This is a genomic window from Pandoraea pneumonica (genome assembly GCF_049918595.1).
In the GTDB taxonomy this organism is placed as follows: Bacteria; Pseudomonadota; Gammaproteobacteria; order Burkholderiales; family Burkholderiaceae; genus Pandoraea; species Pandoraea pneumonica_A.
Genome location: NZ_JBNCRZ010000002.1, coordinates 597,084 through 611,745 on the forward strand (window position 1 = coordinate 597,084; position 14,662 = coordinate 611,745).

Below are 14,662 nucleotides of genomic sequence, written 5' to 3' on the forward strand. Positions count from 1 at the left end.
TTATATTGGGTCTTCCACTTGGGCGTACGAGCCCGGTTTGGCGCGCAAAACGCGCAGCACGAACCGCCGCCCGTCATACAAGCCCGGGTAGACCGAGTCCCCCGAACCCGCTGCCGTCCACGCGCGACTTACTCTGCAATTCATGTCCTTCATCAAACGCCTGTTCGTGCTGTTGATCGTCGTAACGTTAGCGGCGGGTGGCGCTTTCTATTACTGGGCTCAGGCCCCGATGCAACTCGCCAAGCCCGCGCTCGACGTCACCATCAAGCCCTACAGTTCGGTGCGCAGCGTGGCGACCCAGCTTCGCACGGGCGGCGTGCCGGTGCATCCGCTGCTGTTCAATCTGCTCGCCCGCATCATGGACGTGGGCACCAAACTCAAATCCGGGAATTACGAGTTCGCGACTGGCGTCACGCCCGTCGATGTGATGGAGAAACTCGCGCGCGGCGACGTCAATCAGTACGTGGTCACGATCATTGAGGGCTGGACGTTCAAGAAGATGCGCGCCGAGCTCGATCTCAACCCGGCGTTGCGCCACGACACGGCAGGGCTGCCCGACGCCGACATCATGCAGCTCGTGGGCGCCGATCGTGCCGAAGCCGAAGGCATGTTTTTTCCGGATACCTATCTCTTCCCGAAGGGTACGAGCGACGTCGATATCTACAAGCGCGCCTATCGGCTGATGCAGAAACGTCTGGACGAAGCCTGGGCCGCGCGTGCGCCGGGCCTGCCGTACACCACCCCTTATGAAGCGCTCATCATGGCGTCGCTCGTCGAGAAAGAGACGGGGCAGGCCGTTGAGCGCGGGCAAGTGGCGGCCGTGTTCGTGAACCGCTTGAAGAAGCGCATGCTGCTCCAGACCGACCCGACAGTGATCTACGGCATGGGCGATCTGTACACGGGGCGTCTGCGCAAGCGCGATCTGCAAACCGATACGCCGTACAACACCTACACGCGTGCTGGGCTGCCGCCCACGCCGATCGCACTGCCCGGTGTGGCATCGCTGGCCGCCGCGCTCAATCCGGCGCCGACCGATGCCCTCTATTTCGTGGCACGCGGCGACGGCACGAGCCATTTCTCGACCAATCTCCAGGAGCACAATCGCGCCGTGGACAAATACCAGCGAGGTGATTAATGACGCAACCTAACGCTGCACCGGCGACGGTGCCGGGCAAGTTCGTGACCTTCGAAGGCATCGACGGCGCGGGCAAAAGCACGCACGTGAATGCCTTCGTCGATACGCTGCGTCAGGGGCTCGCCCGTGTGGGCCGCGACGTCGTGGCCACGCGCGAGCCGGGTGGCACGCCGCTGGGCGAGGCCTTGCGCAAGCTGGTGCTCGACGAGCCGATGGATATCGAAACCGAAGCGCTGCTGATGTTTGCCGGTCGTCGCGAGCATTTGGTCAAAGTGATCGAACCGGCGCTCGCCCGTGGCGACTGGGTGGTCTCCGACCGCTTCACCGACGCGACGTTTGCCTATCAAGGCGGCGGACGCGGCCTCTCGCTCGACAAATTGTCGGTGCTTGAGCAGTGGGTGCAAGGCACGCGTCAGCCCGATCTGACGATTCTGTTCGATCTCGATCCGTCGATTGCCGCCGCCCGTCTGGCCGGTGCCCGCGCACCGGATAAGTTCGAGCGCGAATCGGCAGCCTTCTTTACCCGGGTGCGCGAAGAGTACCTGCGCCGCGCGCAAGCCTCGGCAGGGCGCTTCGTCGTGATCGACGCCGCGCAGAGCATCGACGCCATTGCGGCGGAGTTGGCCGGCGTCTTTGCGCGATTGGGCCTGCCAGGGCATTAATCGGGCGGTTCACGCAAACGTCTGACGAATGGGGCGATAATCGCGCTATCCATGCGTTTCGGCGCACTTTCAGGCCAAGGAGTCCCCATGCTGTATCCGTGGCAGTCGCAGGACTGGACACGCCTTAACGACCTGCGCAGCCAGATGCCGCACGCGCTGCTGTTGCAGGCCGTGCCTGGCATCGGCGAGCTCGCACTCGCGCGCACGTTTGCGCAGGGCTTGCTCTGCGAATCGCCGCGCGACGATCTGTCGCCCTGCGGCACGTGCAGCGCCTGCCAGTGGTTCGTCAGCGGCAATCATCCAGATTTTCGTGCGATCTGCCCGGAAATCATGGCCGACACGCTGCCCGGCGGCGATACGCGTGCCGAAGCCGATACCGACAAGAAGACCAAGACGCCCAGCAAGGAAATCAAGATCGAGCAAGTGCGCGAGGTCATTGACTTCGCGAGTCTCGGCTCACATCGACAGGGGCGTCGCGTCGTGCTGTTGTATCCGGCGGAAGCGCTGAACGTGCATGCCGCCAACGCGCTGCTCAAAACCCTGGAAGAACCGCCGGAAGGCGTCGTCTTCCTGCTGGTGACCACGCAACCCGACCGCCTGTTGCCGACGATTCTGTCGCGTTGCCGTCGCGTGGTGCTTACGCGCCCCGACGACAAGCAATCGACGCAATGGCTGATGGGCGAAGCCGGTCTCGATGCCGCGACAGCCGCCGCGGTGCTGGCCGAAGCCGGGGGCGCGCCGCTGGCCGCCCGCACGCTGGCCGAACCGGAAGAGCGAAGCTGGCGCGACTGGCTACTCGGGCAGTTGGCGCAGGGTGGCGCGGTCGATGCCTTCGCTTGTGCCGAACAACTGCACAAGGGCAATCTGCCGGGCATTCTGGAAACGCTGCAACGCTGGTGCTTCGACGTGCTCGCCGAGCGCATGACCGGCAAAGCCCGCTTCTACCCAGCCCACGCCAAGGCGCTGCGCCAATGCGGCGATACCACCGACGACGTACGCCTGCTCGGCTTCCTTCGCGAACTGGCCCAGCAGCGTCAGGTGCAGAATCACCCGCTCAACACGCGCGTGCTGCTCGAAGCACTTTTTCTGCAATACAAACAGTTGTTCGGCGCACCGGCGTCGCTCTGAACCCGACACCGGACACCGATCGTTCATCATGTTTATCGATTCACACTGTCATATCAATTTCCCCGAGCTGGCCGAGCAAATGCCCGACCTGCTGGCCCGCATGCGCGAAAACAAGGTCAGTCATGCCTTGTGCGTTTCGGTCGATTTGCCCACGCTGCCGCAAGTGCTGGAAATCGCTGCGCAGCACGAGAACGTTTATGCGTCGGTGGGTGTGCATCCCGACTACGAGGACACGCCCGAGCCCAGCGTCGACGATCTCGTGCGCTTGGCGGCTACACCGAAGGTGGTGGCCATTGGCGAGACCGGGCTCGACTATTACCGGCTCGAAGGCCGTTCCATCGAAGACATGGAGTGGCAGCGCGAGCGCTTTCGCACGCACATTCGCGCCGCGCGCGTGACGGGCAAGCCGCTCATCATCCACACGCGCTCGGCCGCCGACGACACGCTGCGTCTGATGCGCGAAGAAAATGCGGGCGAACCGGCGGGCGTGATGCACTGCTTCACGGAAAGCTGGGACGTGGCGCAAGGCGCGCTCGACCAGAACTTCTATATCTCGTTCTCGGGTATCGTCACCTTCAAAAGTGCGCGCGACTTGCAAGACGTTGCGCGCCGCGTGCCGCTTGAGCGCATGCTGATCGAAACCGATTCGCCATACCTCGCCCCGGTGCCGTATCGCGGCAAGCTGAACCAACCCGGCTATGTGCGACATGTGGCGGAGTTCATCGCCGACTTGCGCGGCGAGCCGGTACAGAAGATCGCCGAGGCGACGACGGAGAACTTCTTCCGTCTGTTTGCGACGGCTGCCCACTGAGACCGACGGCGTTTGCCGCGCGGTCTCATTGTTTTCCCCCGTTTTCTAAATTTCAACGGTCTACCGACAGGAGCCCACCGATGCGCAAATTCCCGATGATCCGAACCTGGATGTTGCTCAGCGTGCTTTGGTTGACGGCATGCGCCACGGCGGCGACGTCGAATACGGCACTCGTGAAGGCCGTCGTATTTAACGATACGAAGGCGGTGGCCGAAGCGCTCAAGGCCGGCGTCGATCCGAACACGCGCGACGAAAAGGGCAATCCGCTGCTGGTGATCGCCATGCGCGAGAAGTCGGTCGATGTGGCGCGTTTGCTCATCAACAACGACAAGACGGATCTCGACGCGACCAATGCCGCCGGCGAGAACGCGCTGATGCTTGCGTCGCTGCAAGGTCTCACGCCGATGGTCAAGCTGATGATCGACAAGGAAGCGGAAGTCAACAAGAAGGGGTGGGCACCGCTGCACTACGCGGCGACCAGTGGGCATGACGACATCGTGCAGATGCTGCTCGATGCTTCGGCCTATGTCGATGCCGAATCGCCCAACGGCACCACGCCGCTGATGATGGCCGCGCGCGGCGGTCACATCACGACGTGCAAGGTGCTGCTCGATGGCGGCGCGGATGTGCGCCTGAAGAACCAGTTGGGGCTCACGGCCATCGACTTCGCCAATCAGTCGAACCAGACGGAAATTGCCGACGGCCTGCGCAAGCGTCTGGCGCAAGTGCAGCAAGCGCGCCCGGCGGGCAAGTGATAGTCAGCAACGCCTAGTCTCGCGGCGCCCCGTGGCGGCCCGCGCCGGAAAGGAAGGCGCGGGCACCCTCGAGGCCCTCCGAAAACACGACGTCGTGACCCGCTGCGCCTTCCTGGCGCAGCGCATCTTCCAGCGGTAAGTCCCACTGCGCATACGCAGCCCGGCGGTCGGCGCGCAATGCCCCCTGCGGCAGCTCGGCAAGCTGATGCGCGAGCGCGATCGCGCCCGGAAGTGCCATGCCTTCCGGCACCAACCGGTTCACCAGCCCAATCTCGAACGCCTCCTGTGCCCCGACGGCGCGCCCGGTCAAAATCATGTCGAGCGCGCGGCTCATGCCGATCAGACGTGGCAAGCGCACCGTCCCGCCGTCGATGAGCGGGACGCCGAAGCGCCGACAGAACACGCCGAAGGTTGCGGAAACGTCGGCGACCCGCAAGTCGCACCACAACGTCAGTTCGAGGCCGCCCGCCACGGCATGACCCGTGACGGCGGCGATCACCGGTTTATCGAGATGCCGACGCGTGAGGCCCATGGGGCCGTCGCCGCTGCCGTCGGGCGTGACAACATTACGCCGCTGCGGATCGTCGAACGCCGAGAGGTCGGCCCCTGCGCAGAACGTCGAGCCCTTACCGCACAGCACCGCCACACTGGCTTTCTCGTCGCGCTCGAACGCGAGCAGGGCGTCACGCAACGCCGCGGCCATGTCGCGGTCGACGGCGTTACGCCGTGCGGCGCGCTCAAGCGTGATGATCGTGACTGGCCCGTCGTATTCAACGCTCACACTCGGCGTTGCACGATTCTCCTGAGGTTGGCTCATGGCATGCCTCCTGACGAAGTTGCCGGCGCGGGCCGGGCGGCGCAAATGCTTTCGCTTTTGCTTTCGCTAGGCCGCCGCGGGTTGAACGCAGCGCACCAGTGCCGGCTTGGCGGGTGGGGCGGGTGGGGCAGTGGCGGCGGGCTCACGAAGGTCGTTCATGAACCGGTCGCGCCACGTCGACAAGTTGTGCTCGCGCAGGGTGGCCATCATGCCCTCGTAGCGCGACTGACGCTCCGAGAGCGACATATTCAGCGCCGAGCGCAACGCTTCGGCCATTTCGTCGATGTCGTACGGATTGACGATCAACGCACCGTCGAGCTCCTGCGCCGCGCCTGCAAAACAAGACAGCACGAGCACCCCCGGGTCGGCCGGGTCTTGCGATGCCACGTACTCCTTGGCGACGAGGTTCATCCCGTCGCGCAGCGGCGTGACGTAACCCACTTGCGAGGCTCGGAAAAACGACATTAGCACTTCGTGATCGTAGCGCTTGTTGATATAGCGCAACGGCGTCCAGGCTAGGTCAGAAAAGCGGCCGTTGATGTGTCCCGCCTCGGTTTCCAACTGACGCCGGATCTCGCCATAACCGGCTACATCCGAGCGGCTAGGCGGTGCCACCTGCACGAAACTCACGGTGCCTTGCTGGTTCGGCCAAAGCTCGAGCAGGCGTTCGAACGCGCGAAAGCGCTCAAGCATCCCCTTCGAGTAATCCAGCCGATCCACGCTCATGATGAGCTTGCGCTCCTGCAAGCCTTGCTTCAAATCGAGGATGTGCTTGACCGTCGCACGTGCCGTCGCCTGTTGCTGAATTTCATCGGGATACACGCCGATCGGATACACCCCCGTGCGGAACGTGCGGCCATATGCGCTGGCCACGCCGTCGTCATGCAAAGTGCCGCCCGCATAACGCACCAGATAGTCGGTGAAGGCCGTGCGGTCGTGCTCGGTTTGAAAGCCGACGAGGTCGTACTCGCACATTGCACGCACAAGCGCCTCGTGCGGCGGCACGGTCATCAGCACTTGCGGCGACGGAAACGGGATATGCAGAAAGAACCCGAGACGTTGCTTGATGCCGATATGTCGACAAGCCTGCGCAAAGGGCAGCAGGTGATAGTCGTGCACCCAAATCAAGTCGTCAGGCCGCAGCAGCGGCGCGAGCAACGCGGCAAAGCGCGCATTGACATGGCGATAGCCGTTGTAGTCGTCGCGCTGGAACCGCGTGAGGTCGTCGCGATAGTGGAATGTCGGCCAGAGGGTGGCATTGGAGAAGCCGCGATAGTAGGTGTTGTAATCGCGGCGCGTGAGCGGCACGGTGGCGAACGTGACGTTGTTGCGGTGCGCGATGCTCGGGGCCGAGGCCGGTTCCGCATCGATCTCGCCATTCCATCCGAACCACATACCGCCGGTGTTCTTGAGCGCGTCGAACACGCCGATGGCGAGCCCGCCAGCGGTGGGCTTGCCCTCGGTGATCGGGGCGACCCGGTTCGACACGATGACTAAGCGACTCATACGGCTTTCTCCTGTGAGGGCGGGCGCAGTGTCAACAGCCAGGCTGTGAGCGCCTCGGGGGACGGCAGGCGGTGACGGGCGCAGGTCTCGCCTTCGCCAATCTTGATGGTGATACCGCCATGCGCATTGACATCGGCAAACCCGGCTTCGTCGGTCAGGTCGTCGCCCGCGAATAGCGGCGTGCGACCGGCAAACGGCGGGGTCTGCATGAGAAGAGAAATGGCGCGGCCCTTGCTGACATTGCGAGGGCGCAGTTCGAAGACCAGCTTGCCGGGCTGCAAGGCAAAGGTGTCGGCATGGAGTTCGGCCAGTGCGCGCATGGTGTCGCGCGCGACGCCCGCCAACTCCGGTGCACCGCGATAGTGCAACGCCAGCGCGCTGCCCTTGTTCTCCAGCAGCAGGCCCGGATGCTGGTCGACCAGTGCGCGCAGCGGCGCGACCATGGCGGCGATACGGGCGGTGTCGTGGGCCACGCCGTCCGCGCGCTGAAGGTCGCCGTTGGCATAGCGGATTTCGGCACCGTGCAGGCCAGCGGCAGGTACGTGTAAGGGGGCGAGCAGGCCGTCGATATCGTCGATCCGGCGCCCGGAGACCACCGCCAATGCGCCCTGGGTGCGCTCTTTGAGGCGGGCGAGCACGCTGGCGGTGTCGCGCGGCAGCTTGACGGCGTCGGGCCGCGCAGCCAGCGGGGCCAACGTGCCATCCAGATCGAAGAAGAAGGCCGTGGTGTTCACGTCGACGACGCAAGTGTCGGCGGGCGTGGTGGCGGGCGGGGCTAACGTAGGTTGTTCCATGGCACTCCGTCGCTGTCGTGCCGAAAGGTCGAATCCAGATCCAGGCGCGGGGCCAAACTCAGGGCCAAACACACAGGCGTTGGCGCAGGGGAAGGGAGGGGTACGACGAGACGGCGGTTCGGTGGGGCGGGAGCGCGAACTTCCGCGCGGGATAAATTCATCCTAACCGTTCAAAAACCGACAGGGCGTCGTCCGTTCTATGAAATTCTTGTGGGATATCGCTGACAGGGCGCTGACAGGACCTGAAATACCGGCGCCCGAGGTAAAGATTGAAATTGAGAATCGTTTGCAATAACATTCGACATTGCCGCAAAGCGTCTTCACGGGAATTGCGGCATGGCACACCGGCACGGCGCGTGACGGGGTTGCGGCGCTCAGCCCCCGCAATGCCCGAGACTTCCGCGTGTGCCGCCCAAAGGCGCCCAGAGTTGCGCCGGACAACACAATGATGAAAAGACTGTGGTTTCAACTGCACTGGTTTTTCGGCATTACCGCCGGGCTGGTGCTGGCGGTGGTCGGCCTGACCGGCGCGCTTCTCTCTTACGATGACGAACTCACGCGAGCGTTCAGCTCGGGCGTGATGACCGTGCCTGTGCGCGATAGTGGCCGCCTGCCAGTGCCGGAATTGGTCGCGCGCGTGCACGACGCCGTGCCCGATCGCCGGATCTTGCTCATGACGGTGGTACGCACGCCGGAAGATGCGGTCGGTGTGCGCCTGTCCACGGGCGACGGCCCCCGCGGCGAGACCTATTTCGTCGATCCGTACACCGGCGAGATGCTGGGGCGCTCGAAAGCCGATGTCGTGTTCCGCTTCATCATGGATATCCACCGTTTCCTCACGGTGGAAGGTATCGGCAAGCAGATCACGGGGGCGGCCACGTTGCTGCTGTTCCTGTTGGCATTGAGTGGCTTGTATCTGCGCTGGCCGCGTCGCATTGGCAACTGGCGCGCCTGGTTCCATATCGACTTCAAGAAGAAGGGCCGGCCGTTCCTCTGGAATTTGCATGCAGTGATCGGCACGGTCGTGCTGGTGCCATATCTGCTCTCGGCCACCACCGGCCTCTACTGGTCGTACGACTGGTGGCGCGGCATGCTGTTTTCCATCGCTGGGGTGCAGCAGCCTGTACGCAACAAACCCGCGCAAGCGCCGAAGATGGCGAAGGGCGAGGGCGGGCAGAAGCGGGGCGGTGCCGAAGGCAGCGAACATAAGAAGCCTGCGTTGCCGAATCTGGGCGACACCGATGTGAATGTCGCGTGGGACGCCTTCAAGGCCGAAGTGCCGAACTACACCAAGGTGTATTTGCGCCCCGCACAAAAGCCGGGCGGCCCGCTTCAGATGACGTGGCTCGACGACACCGTGCCGCATGAGCGCGCGTTCAGCCGTCTGGACGTGGATGCCGCGACGGGTAAGGTCAGCAACGTCGAGCGCTACGGACAAAAGACGGTCGGCGGCCAGTTGATGACGAGCATTTATGCGCTGCACCGGGGGAGCTTCTTCGGGCCGGTGGGCATCGTCGTGATGATGCTCTCGAGCCTGATGATGCCGGTGTTCTTCGTTACGGGCTGGATGCTCTACCTCGATCGCCGCAAGAAGAAGCGGGCACTGGCCGCCACGCGGCCTGCGGTGGCCACGAGTGGTATGAGCGGCAAGCCGGGCAAGCCGGGCAAGTCGCCCGCCGCCGGACCGCTGGCCGATGAGGGCGTGCTGATCGGGTTCGCCAGCCAGAGCGGTGTGGCGGAAGGGCTCGCATGGCAGACCGCCGGGATGTTGCAGGGCGCGGGCGTGCCTGCGCAAATTCAGCCGCTCGCACGCATTGGCGAAGCCCAACTGGGCACGGCAAAGCGGGCGCTCTTCATCGTCAGTACCTTCGGCGACGGTGAGCCGCCCGACAGCGCGCGCCGTTTCGCGCAGCAATTGATGAATCAGGCGATGGCGTTGCCGACGCTGCGTTTCGCGGTGCTCTCGCTCGGAGACAGTCACTACGACACGTTCTGCGGCTTCGGGCGTAAGCTCGACGGCTGGCTGCGCGCGCAAGGCGGTGTGGCGGCGTTCGAGCCGATCGAAGTCGACCGGGGCGACCCGGGCGCATGGGCGCGTTGGCAGGAGCGTCTGGGCGAATGGCTGGGGCGGCCGCTGGCCACCGTCAAACCCGACGGTGCAGGCAATGCACCGGTCTTCCAGTCGTGGCAACTGGCCGAGCGCACGCTGCTCAATCCGGGCAGCACAGGCTTGCCCGCTTATCACGTCGCATTCACGCCGCCTGCGGGCGCCACGTGGGTCGCAGGCGATCTGGTCGAAGTGCTGCCGCGTCACACGCAGGCACATATCGACGCGTGGCTTGAAGGCAGTGTCTGGGCATCAGACGTTCGCGTTACCGTGGCTGGCCGCGAAGCGACGTTGGGCGAGGCGCTGCGCGAGCGCGTACTGCCCGAGGCTGCACCGCCTGCCGGTGTGGACTTGCAGGCGTGGCTCGAACCGCTGGCGACGTTGCCGGAGCGCGAGTATTCGATTGCTTCGACCCCCGCGGAGGGAAAGCTGGCTCTGCTGGTGCGACAAACACGTAACCCGGATGGCTCGCTCGGTCTCGGCTCCGGTTGGCTGACCGATGGCGTGGCGCTGGGCGAGGCGGTGACGATGCGCGTTCGACCGAATCCTGGCTTCCATGGTCCGCAGGACGACCGCGGCGTGATTCTCATTGGCAACGGCACCGGACTGGCGGGGTTGCGTGCGCACTTGTCGGAGCGCATTGCGCTGGGGCATCGACGCAACTGGCTGATTTTCGGTGAGCGGCAAGCGGCCCACGACGCCTTCCACGACGCCACGTTGCGTGAGTGGCAGGCGCAGGGCGGCATTGCCCGGCTCGACCGTGTGTACTCGCGCGATCAGGCCACACGCATTTATGTGCAAGATCGTGTGCGTGAGGCGGCGTCGGACATCGCCGAATGGGTGCAGCAGGGCGCGTCGCTCTACGTCTGCGGCAGCCTGGCCGGGATGGCCCCCGCTGTCGATGCCGCGCTCGCCGAGGCGGTCGGCGTGGATGTGCTGCTCGACCTGTCCGCGCAGGGACGCTATCGCCGCGACATCTATTAAGCGTTCACGCGCAGTGTGCTAATTTGTTGCAAGGGCCTGATTGCTATCAGGCCCTTTTTCCATGACAACCGGCCTTGCAGGACTTGCGGGAGGGGGAATGACGACAACGTGGCAAATCATCGTGCATGGGGTGGTGCAAGGCGTCGGTTACCGCGCCTCGTGCGTGGTCGCGGCGCGCAGGCTCGGCGTGAGCGGCTGGGTGCGTAACCGGCGCGACGGCACCGTCGAAGCCATTGCACAAGGCAGCGCCGATCAGTTGCTCGCGTTCTGCGAATGGATGCGGCAAGGCCCGCCGGGGGCGCAAGTCACATCTTGCGAAGTGGATAAGGCGTGGGTCGCCGAAATGCAGGACGCGCCGCTCAAAGGGTTCGAACAGCGCGCGAGCGTGTGAGGTAAAGCGAAAGGGGCGACCGAATGGCCGCCCCTTTTGACTGGCTAGCGACTGTGATTTGCCGCTCAAGCCGCCAGCGCCAACCCCCCGTGCGATGGCACTGCCGACACGGCGAGCGCCGTGCCTGCCGATGCGTGGCCCGAATCGTAGGACGACAACCGGAACAGCGCGACTGACTCGCGCAGGCGAGCGGCTTGCGATTCCAGCGCGGCGGCGGCGGCCGACGCTTCTTCCACGAGCGCCGCGTTCTGCTGCGTCATCTCGTCCATCTGGGTGACGGCGCCGTTGACTTGCTCGATACCGCTGGACTGCTCGACGCTGGCCGCGGAAATCTCGCCCATGATGTCGGTCACGCGTTTGACCGACTGCACGACCTCGATCATCGTGGCGCCTGCGCGCTCGACCAGACGCGTGCCTGCCTCGACGCGGCTGCCCGATGCGTCGATCAATCCCTTGATTTCCTTGGCTGCTGCCGCGCTGCGCTGCGCGAGCGTGCGCACTTCGCCTGCGACCACGGCAAAACCACGGCCTTGTTCCCCAGCGCGTGCGGCTTCGACGGCGGCGTTCAGGGCCAGGATGTTCGTTTGGAACGCGATGCCGTCGATGACGGTGAGGATGTCGTTGACCTTTTGCGAGGCTTCGGAGATGTCGCGCATCGTCGTCACGACTTCCTGCACGACCTCGCCGCCGCGCGAGGCGGTGTCGGAGGCCGTCACGGCCAATTGGCTCGCTGCGCGCGCGTTCTCGGCGTTTTGCTTCACCACGGCAGTGAGCTGCTCCATGCTGGCGGCGGTTTGTTCCAGCGACGAGGCTTGCGACTCGGTGCGTGCCGACAGATCGGCGTTGCCGTCCGCAATTTCGCGGGCGCTGCCGTGAATGGCTTCGGTGCTCTCGCGCACGGTGCCAACGGTGCCGGCGATGCCGTCGCGCATGCGACCGAGCGCGCCGAACAACTGGCCCATTTCGTTATTCGTGCGCTGCTCCACGCGTTGGCTCAGATCGCCTGCGGCCATGCGTTCGAAGTGCCCGATGGCTTCGCGAATCGGACGCAGCACGGCGCGGGCAAGCATGGCGCGGCCCCACAGCGCCACCAGCAGCGCGATGGCCAGCGTGACACCGAGGGCAATGCGCATGATGTTGTAGCGTTGCTGCGCGGCTTCGAAGCGGTCTTTCTGACGCGCGATCTGAATGTCTTGCAACTCGCGCATGGCGGTGTCGACAGCGTTGTATGCCGCCGGGGCGACACGCGCCTGAATCTGGTGGAAGCCTGCCACGTCGCCCTGTTTCAGCGCATTCATCGCGGGGGTGATGACATTTTCGAAGAAGGCGCGGCGCTTCACGTCGGCGGTTTTGGCCAGCTCCGCTTCTCGCGGATCGTCCTTGGGACGATTCAGATAATCCTTCCAAAGCGCATCGGACGCGGCGATGTATTGATTGCCGCGCTTGAGCACCTTTTCCGATTCGTCGGGGTCGGCACCGAGGCTGACATACGAGGCGAAGGTCGCCATCGAGAGCCGGGTACGAAGCATTTGTTCGCCCGTACCTTTGAGCTCGGCCAGGGCGGGGGTATCGTCCGTGGCCATCTTGCTCAGGGACTCGTTGCTGGAGCTCAGCGCTTGAAGCCCGAGCACGCTAACGAGGACGAGAACTGCACCAAGCAAACCAAGAACCAGTGTCAGGCTGGTCCGAATCGTCATGTTCTTATACATATTTATCGATGGAATGTGTGCCCGGGTCGCGGTGTGTGAGCACGCGGCCTCCCCCGCCGGATGCTTCGAACAAGGCGGGTCATAGGGATTATCGGCAGATGAGACGGGGAACTTGAGCGTTTTCGGCCGGGGGAATCCGAAAGCGCCCTTGGGCGCAAAAAAGATCGGAATTTGCGCAGCCGCAAAACCCTCGCCAGACGCCAGACTCGGGGCTGTTTCCGTTTATCAGTACGCCGAAGCGCTCACGAGCGCGATGAGGCGTCTTCATGCGATGACTCTCGAGAATCTCCCCGATGAAGCGTTCGACCGTGGTTGCGACGAAGGGGGCGGAATGGGCGGAATGGGTGAACTGGGCGAAGACGCCGTCGATACGTTTCGTTTGGCGTTGGTTCACGAATTGCGGGCGCCGTTACAGGTGCTGCAAGGGCAACTGGACGTCTTGGCGGGCGCGGTTCATCGTGCGCACGTCGACAACATGCGAGAGGCGCTGGGTGTGCTGACGCGGGTCGTGGACGACGTGCTGTATCTGGGGCAGCAGGAAGGGGCGCATATGCCCTTGGTCGAGGCACCGTTTGAGGTGCGCTCGAGCGTCGATGGGGAGCTCGCACTTTTTGCTGCGGCCGCTCGCACCAAGGGCTTAGTGCTGCACTGCGATATCGACGACGAGGTGCCTGTCATGTTGCACGGCGATGCCACACGGCTGCGCCAAATTTTGCGCACACTGCTCGCCAACGCGCTCAAGTACACGATGGCAGGCGAGATTCACGTGCGCGTTTCGTGGCGGGCATCGCAGGCGCGCTTGACCCTCCGGGTGACCGACACGGGGCCTGGCATTCCTGCGGGAGCGCGCGACGCTATTTTTCGCGCGTTTTTTCGCGCGAATCAGGATACGGCGGGCACGGGGCTGGGGTTGTGGATCGCGCGCCGTTGGGCAGATCGCATGGGGGGTGTGCTGGTGGCAGAGTCGCCAGTGAAAGGGGCGCATTTCCGTCTATCGCTGCCTCTTTCCCTCATGCCGCGCTTGCACTGCGGGCCTTCGCCGTCTTGCAGCCCGCTGGTTCATGCGGACGAAGCGTCGGCGCGGCCAGCGCAAGCAGCGTCGGTGGTGTCCGTCGCCGTGCGCCATGGGTTGAAGGTGTTGGTGGTGGACGATCATCCGATAAACCGACGCGTGCTGTGCGATCAGCTTGCGGCACTGGGTTGCGCACCGCACGGCGCAGCGGACGTAGCCGAGGCGCTCACCCGTTGGGCATCGTGCGACATCGAGGTGGTGCTGACCGACGTGCAGCTCGGACAGGCGAGCGGACTTGAGCTTGCGGAGGCATTACGGCAGTTGGCGGCGGCGCAGCATCGGCAGGTACCGGTCGTCATCGCCGTCACCGGCTCGGTGATCGACGCGCGCTTGGCGCGAGACGCTGGCATCGATGCCGTGCTGACGAAGCCAGTGTCGGGGGAGCGGCTTCGGCAAGTGCTCTCAGCGCGTTGGCCTCAGTTTGACGGCTCGCCGCTAAGTGACGACTCGCCGCGCAGCGATGCCGCTCCTGCATTGGAAGGGCGGCACAAAGTCAGTCAGCCGCTGCGCGACGACGCCCAAGCCCGGCGCATCATGCGCAGCGAAATGGCAAACGATCTGGCCAGCTTTCGGCGTCTGCTGAGGCGACGCCGCGATGGCGATCTCGACGCAGCGCAGTTGTTGCTGCACCGGATGCAGGGGGCGTGCCGCATGTTCGGCGATCCTGAATTGCTGAGGCGCTGTGCGGCGCTCGCTGCAAAACTGGCGGCTAGCCGCGCGAAGCCGTAAGGGCATCGGTTTTGAGCACAATGACATGCGTTGCGACGGTGAGGGTGCTGACGGTGCTGCCA

Annotated in this window: 12 protein-coding genes; 8 read left to right on the forward strand and 4 right to left on the reverse strand. The window is 64.4% G+C overall.

The window, feature by feature from the left end; genetic code table 11:
• Positions 1-142 precede the first annotated feature (142 nt).
• The 5 genes from mltG (at position 143) to ACPWR9_RS09275 (ending at position 4,491) form a co-directional block, all read left to right on the forward strand.
• A complete protein-coding gene (mltG, locus tag ACPWR9_RS09255) occupies positions 143-1,135 on the forward strand; it encodes an endolytic transglycosylase MltG (RefSeq protein ID WP_426297232.1) in 993 nt (330 codons plus the stop codon).
• On the forward strand, positions 1,135-1,797 hold the full coding sequence (tmk, locus tag ACPWR9_RS09260; RefSeq protein ID WP_426297231.1) for a dTMP kinase: 663 nt from the start codon (positions 1,135-1,137) through the stop codon (positions 1,795-1,797). Before mltG ends, tmk begins: the two co-directional genes overlap by 1 nt.
• A gap of 87 nt (positions 1,798-1,884) precedes the next feature.
• A complete protein-coding gene (holB, locus tag ACPWR9_RS09265; protein ID WP_426297230.1) occupies positions 1,885-2,925 on the forward strand; it encodes a DNA polymerase III subunit delta' in 1,041 nt (346 codons plus the stop codon).
• Between the two features lie 28 nt (positions 2,926-2,953).
• On the forward strand, positions 2,954-3,736 hold the full coding sequence (locus ACPWR9_RS09270; protein WP_426297229.1) for a TatD family hydrolase: 783 nt from the start codon (positions 2,954-2,956) through the stop codon (positions 3,734-3,736).
• Between the two features lie 80 nt (positions 3,737-3,816).
• Positions 3,817-4,491 (forward strand): ankyrin repeat domain-containing protein, encoded by a 675-nt coding sequence (locus tag ACPWR9_RS09275; RefSeq protein WP_426297228.1) that lies wholly within the window; start codon positions 3,817-3,819, stop codon positions 4,489-4,491.
• Between the two features lie 13 nt (positions 4,492-4,504).
• On the opposite strand, the gene ACPWR9_RS09280 is transcribed toward ACPWR9_RS09275, so the two are convergent.
• From ACPWR9_RS09280 to otsB, 3 genes are all read right to left on the reverse strand, one after another.
• Positions 4,505-5,308 (reverse strand): crotonase/enoyl-CoA hydratase family protein, encoded by an 804-nt coding sequence (locus ACPWR9_RS09280; protein ID WP_426297227.1) that lies wholly within the window; start codon positions 5,306-5,308, stop codon positions 4,505-4,507.
• A gap of 66 nt (positions 5,309-5,374) precedes the next feature.
• The gene (gene otsA / locus ACPWR9_RS09285) at positions 5,375-6,814 is read right to left on the reverse strand and encodes an alpha,alpha-trehalose-phosphate synthase (UDP-forming) (protein WP_426297226.1); all 1,440 of its coding nucleotides are present in this window, start codon (positions 6,812-6,814) and stop codon (positions 5,375-5,377) included.
• The gene (otsB, locus tag ACPWR9_RS09290) at positions 6,811-7,608 is read right to left on the reverse strand and encodes a trehalose-phosphatase (protein ID WP_426297225.1); all 798 of its coding nucleotides are present in this window, start codon (positions 7,606-7,608) and stop codon (positions 6,811-6,813) included. The genes otsA and otsB overlap by 4 nt, the downstream gene beginning before the upstream one ends.
• A 445-nt stretch (positions 7,609-8,053) precedes the next feature.
• Here otsB and ACPWR9_RS09295 point away from each other — a divergent pair, with 445 nt between their 5' ends.
• Both ACPWR9_RS09295 and ACPWR9_RS09300 read left to right on the forward strand, forming a co-directional pair.
• Positions 8,054-10,699 carry a PepSY domain-containing protein gene (locus ACPWR9_RS09295; protein ID WP_426297224.1) on the forward strand — a complete coding sequence of 882 codons (2,646 nt, stop codon included), beginning with the start codon at positions 8,054-8,056 and terminating at the stop codon, positions 10,697-10,699.
• 97 nt (positions 10,700-10,796) lie between these two features.
• A complete protein-coding gene (locus tag ACPWR9_RS09300; protein ID WP_426297223.1) occupies positions 10,797-11,090 on the forward strand; it encodes an acylphosphatase in 294 nt (97 codons plus the stop codon).
• A 65-nt stretch (positions 11,091-11,155) separates the two neighbouring features.
• On the opposite strand, the gene ACPWR9_RS09305 is transcribed toward ACPWR9_RS09300, so the two are convergent.
• Positions 11,156-12,799 (reverse strand): methyl-accepting chemotaxis protein, encoded by a 1,644-nt coding sequence (locus ACPWR9_RS09305; protein ID WP_426297222.1) that lies wholly within the window; start codon positions 12,797-12,799, stop codon positions 11,156-11,158.
• Between the two features lie 271 nt (positions 12,800-13,070).
• On the opposite strand from ACPWR9_RS09305, the gene ACPWR9_RS09310 reads away from it, so the two are divergent.
• Positions 13,071-14,600 carry an ATP-binding response regulator gene (locus ACPWR9_RS09310; RefSeq protein ID WP_426297221.1) on the forward strand — a complete coding sequence of 510 codons (1,530 nt, stop codon included), beginning with the start codon at positions 13,071-13,073 and terminating at the stop codon, positions 14,598-14,600.
• Positions 14,601-14,662: the final 62 nt, after the last annotated feature.

Excerpts from the sequence above, each read along its gene's own strand:
- ACPWR9_RS09280 (WP_426297227.1), bottom strand. The coding sequence starts at position 5,308 with ATGAGCCAACCTCAGGAGAATCGTGCAACGCCGAGTGTGAGCGTTGAA.
- otsA (WP_426297226.1), bottom strand. The coding sequence starts at position 6,814 with ATGAGTCGCTTAGTCATCGTGTCGAACCGGGTCGCCCCGATCACCGAG.
- ACPWR9_RS09310 (WP_426297221.1), top strand. The coding sequence starts at position 13,071 with ATGACTCTCGAGAATCTCCCCGATGAAGCGTTCGACCGTGGTTGCGAC.
- tmk (WP_426297231.1), top strand. The coding sequence starts at position 1,135 with ATGACGCAACCTAACGCTGCACCGGCGACGGTGCCGGGCAAGTTCGTG.
- ACPWR9_RS09300 (WP_426297223.1), top strand. The coding sequence starts at position 10,797 with ATGACGACAACGTGGCAAATCATCGTGCATGGGGTGGTGCAAGGCGTC.
- ACPWR9_RS09275 (WP_426297228.1), top strand. The coding sequence starts at position 3,817 with ATGCGCAAATTCCCGATGATCCGAACCTGGATGTTGCTCAGCGTGCTT.
- ACPWR9_RS09305 (WP_426297222.1), bottom strand. The coding sequence starts at position 12,799 with ATGTATAAGAACATGACGATTCGGACCAGCCTGACACTGGTTCTTGGT.
- holB (WP_426297230.1), top strand. The coding sequence starts at position 1,885 with ATGCTGTATCCGTGGCAGTCGCAGGACTGGACACGCCTTAACGACCTG.
- ACPWR9_RS09295 (WP_426297224.1), top strand. The coding sequence starts at position 8,054 with ATGATGAAAAGACTGTGGTTTCAACTGCACTGGTTTTTCGGCATTACC.
- ACPWR9_RS09270 (WP_426297229.1), top strand. The coding sequence starts at position 2,954 with ATGTTTATCGATTCACACTGTCATATCAATTTCCCCGAGCTGGCCGAG.
- otsB (WP_426297225.1), bottom strand. The coding sequence starts at position 7,608 with ATGGAACAACCTACGTTAGCCCCGCCCGCCACCACGCCCGCCGACACT.
- mltG (WP_426297232.1), top strand. The coding sequence starts at position 143 with ATGTCCTTCATCAAACGCCTGTTCGTGCTGTTGATCGTCGTAACGTTA.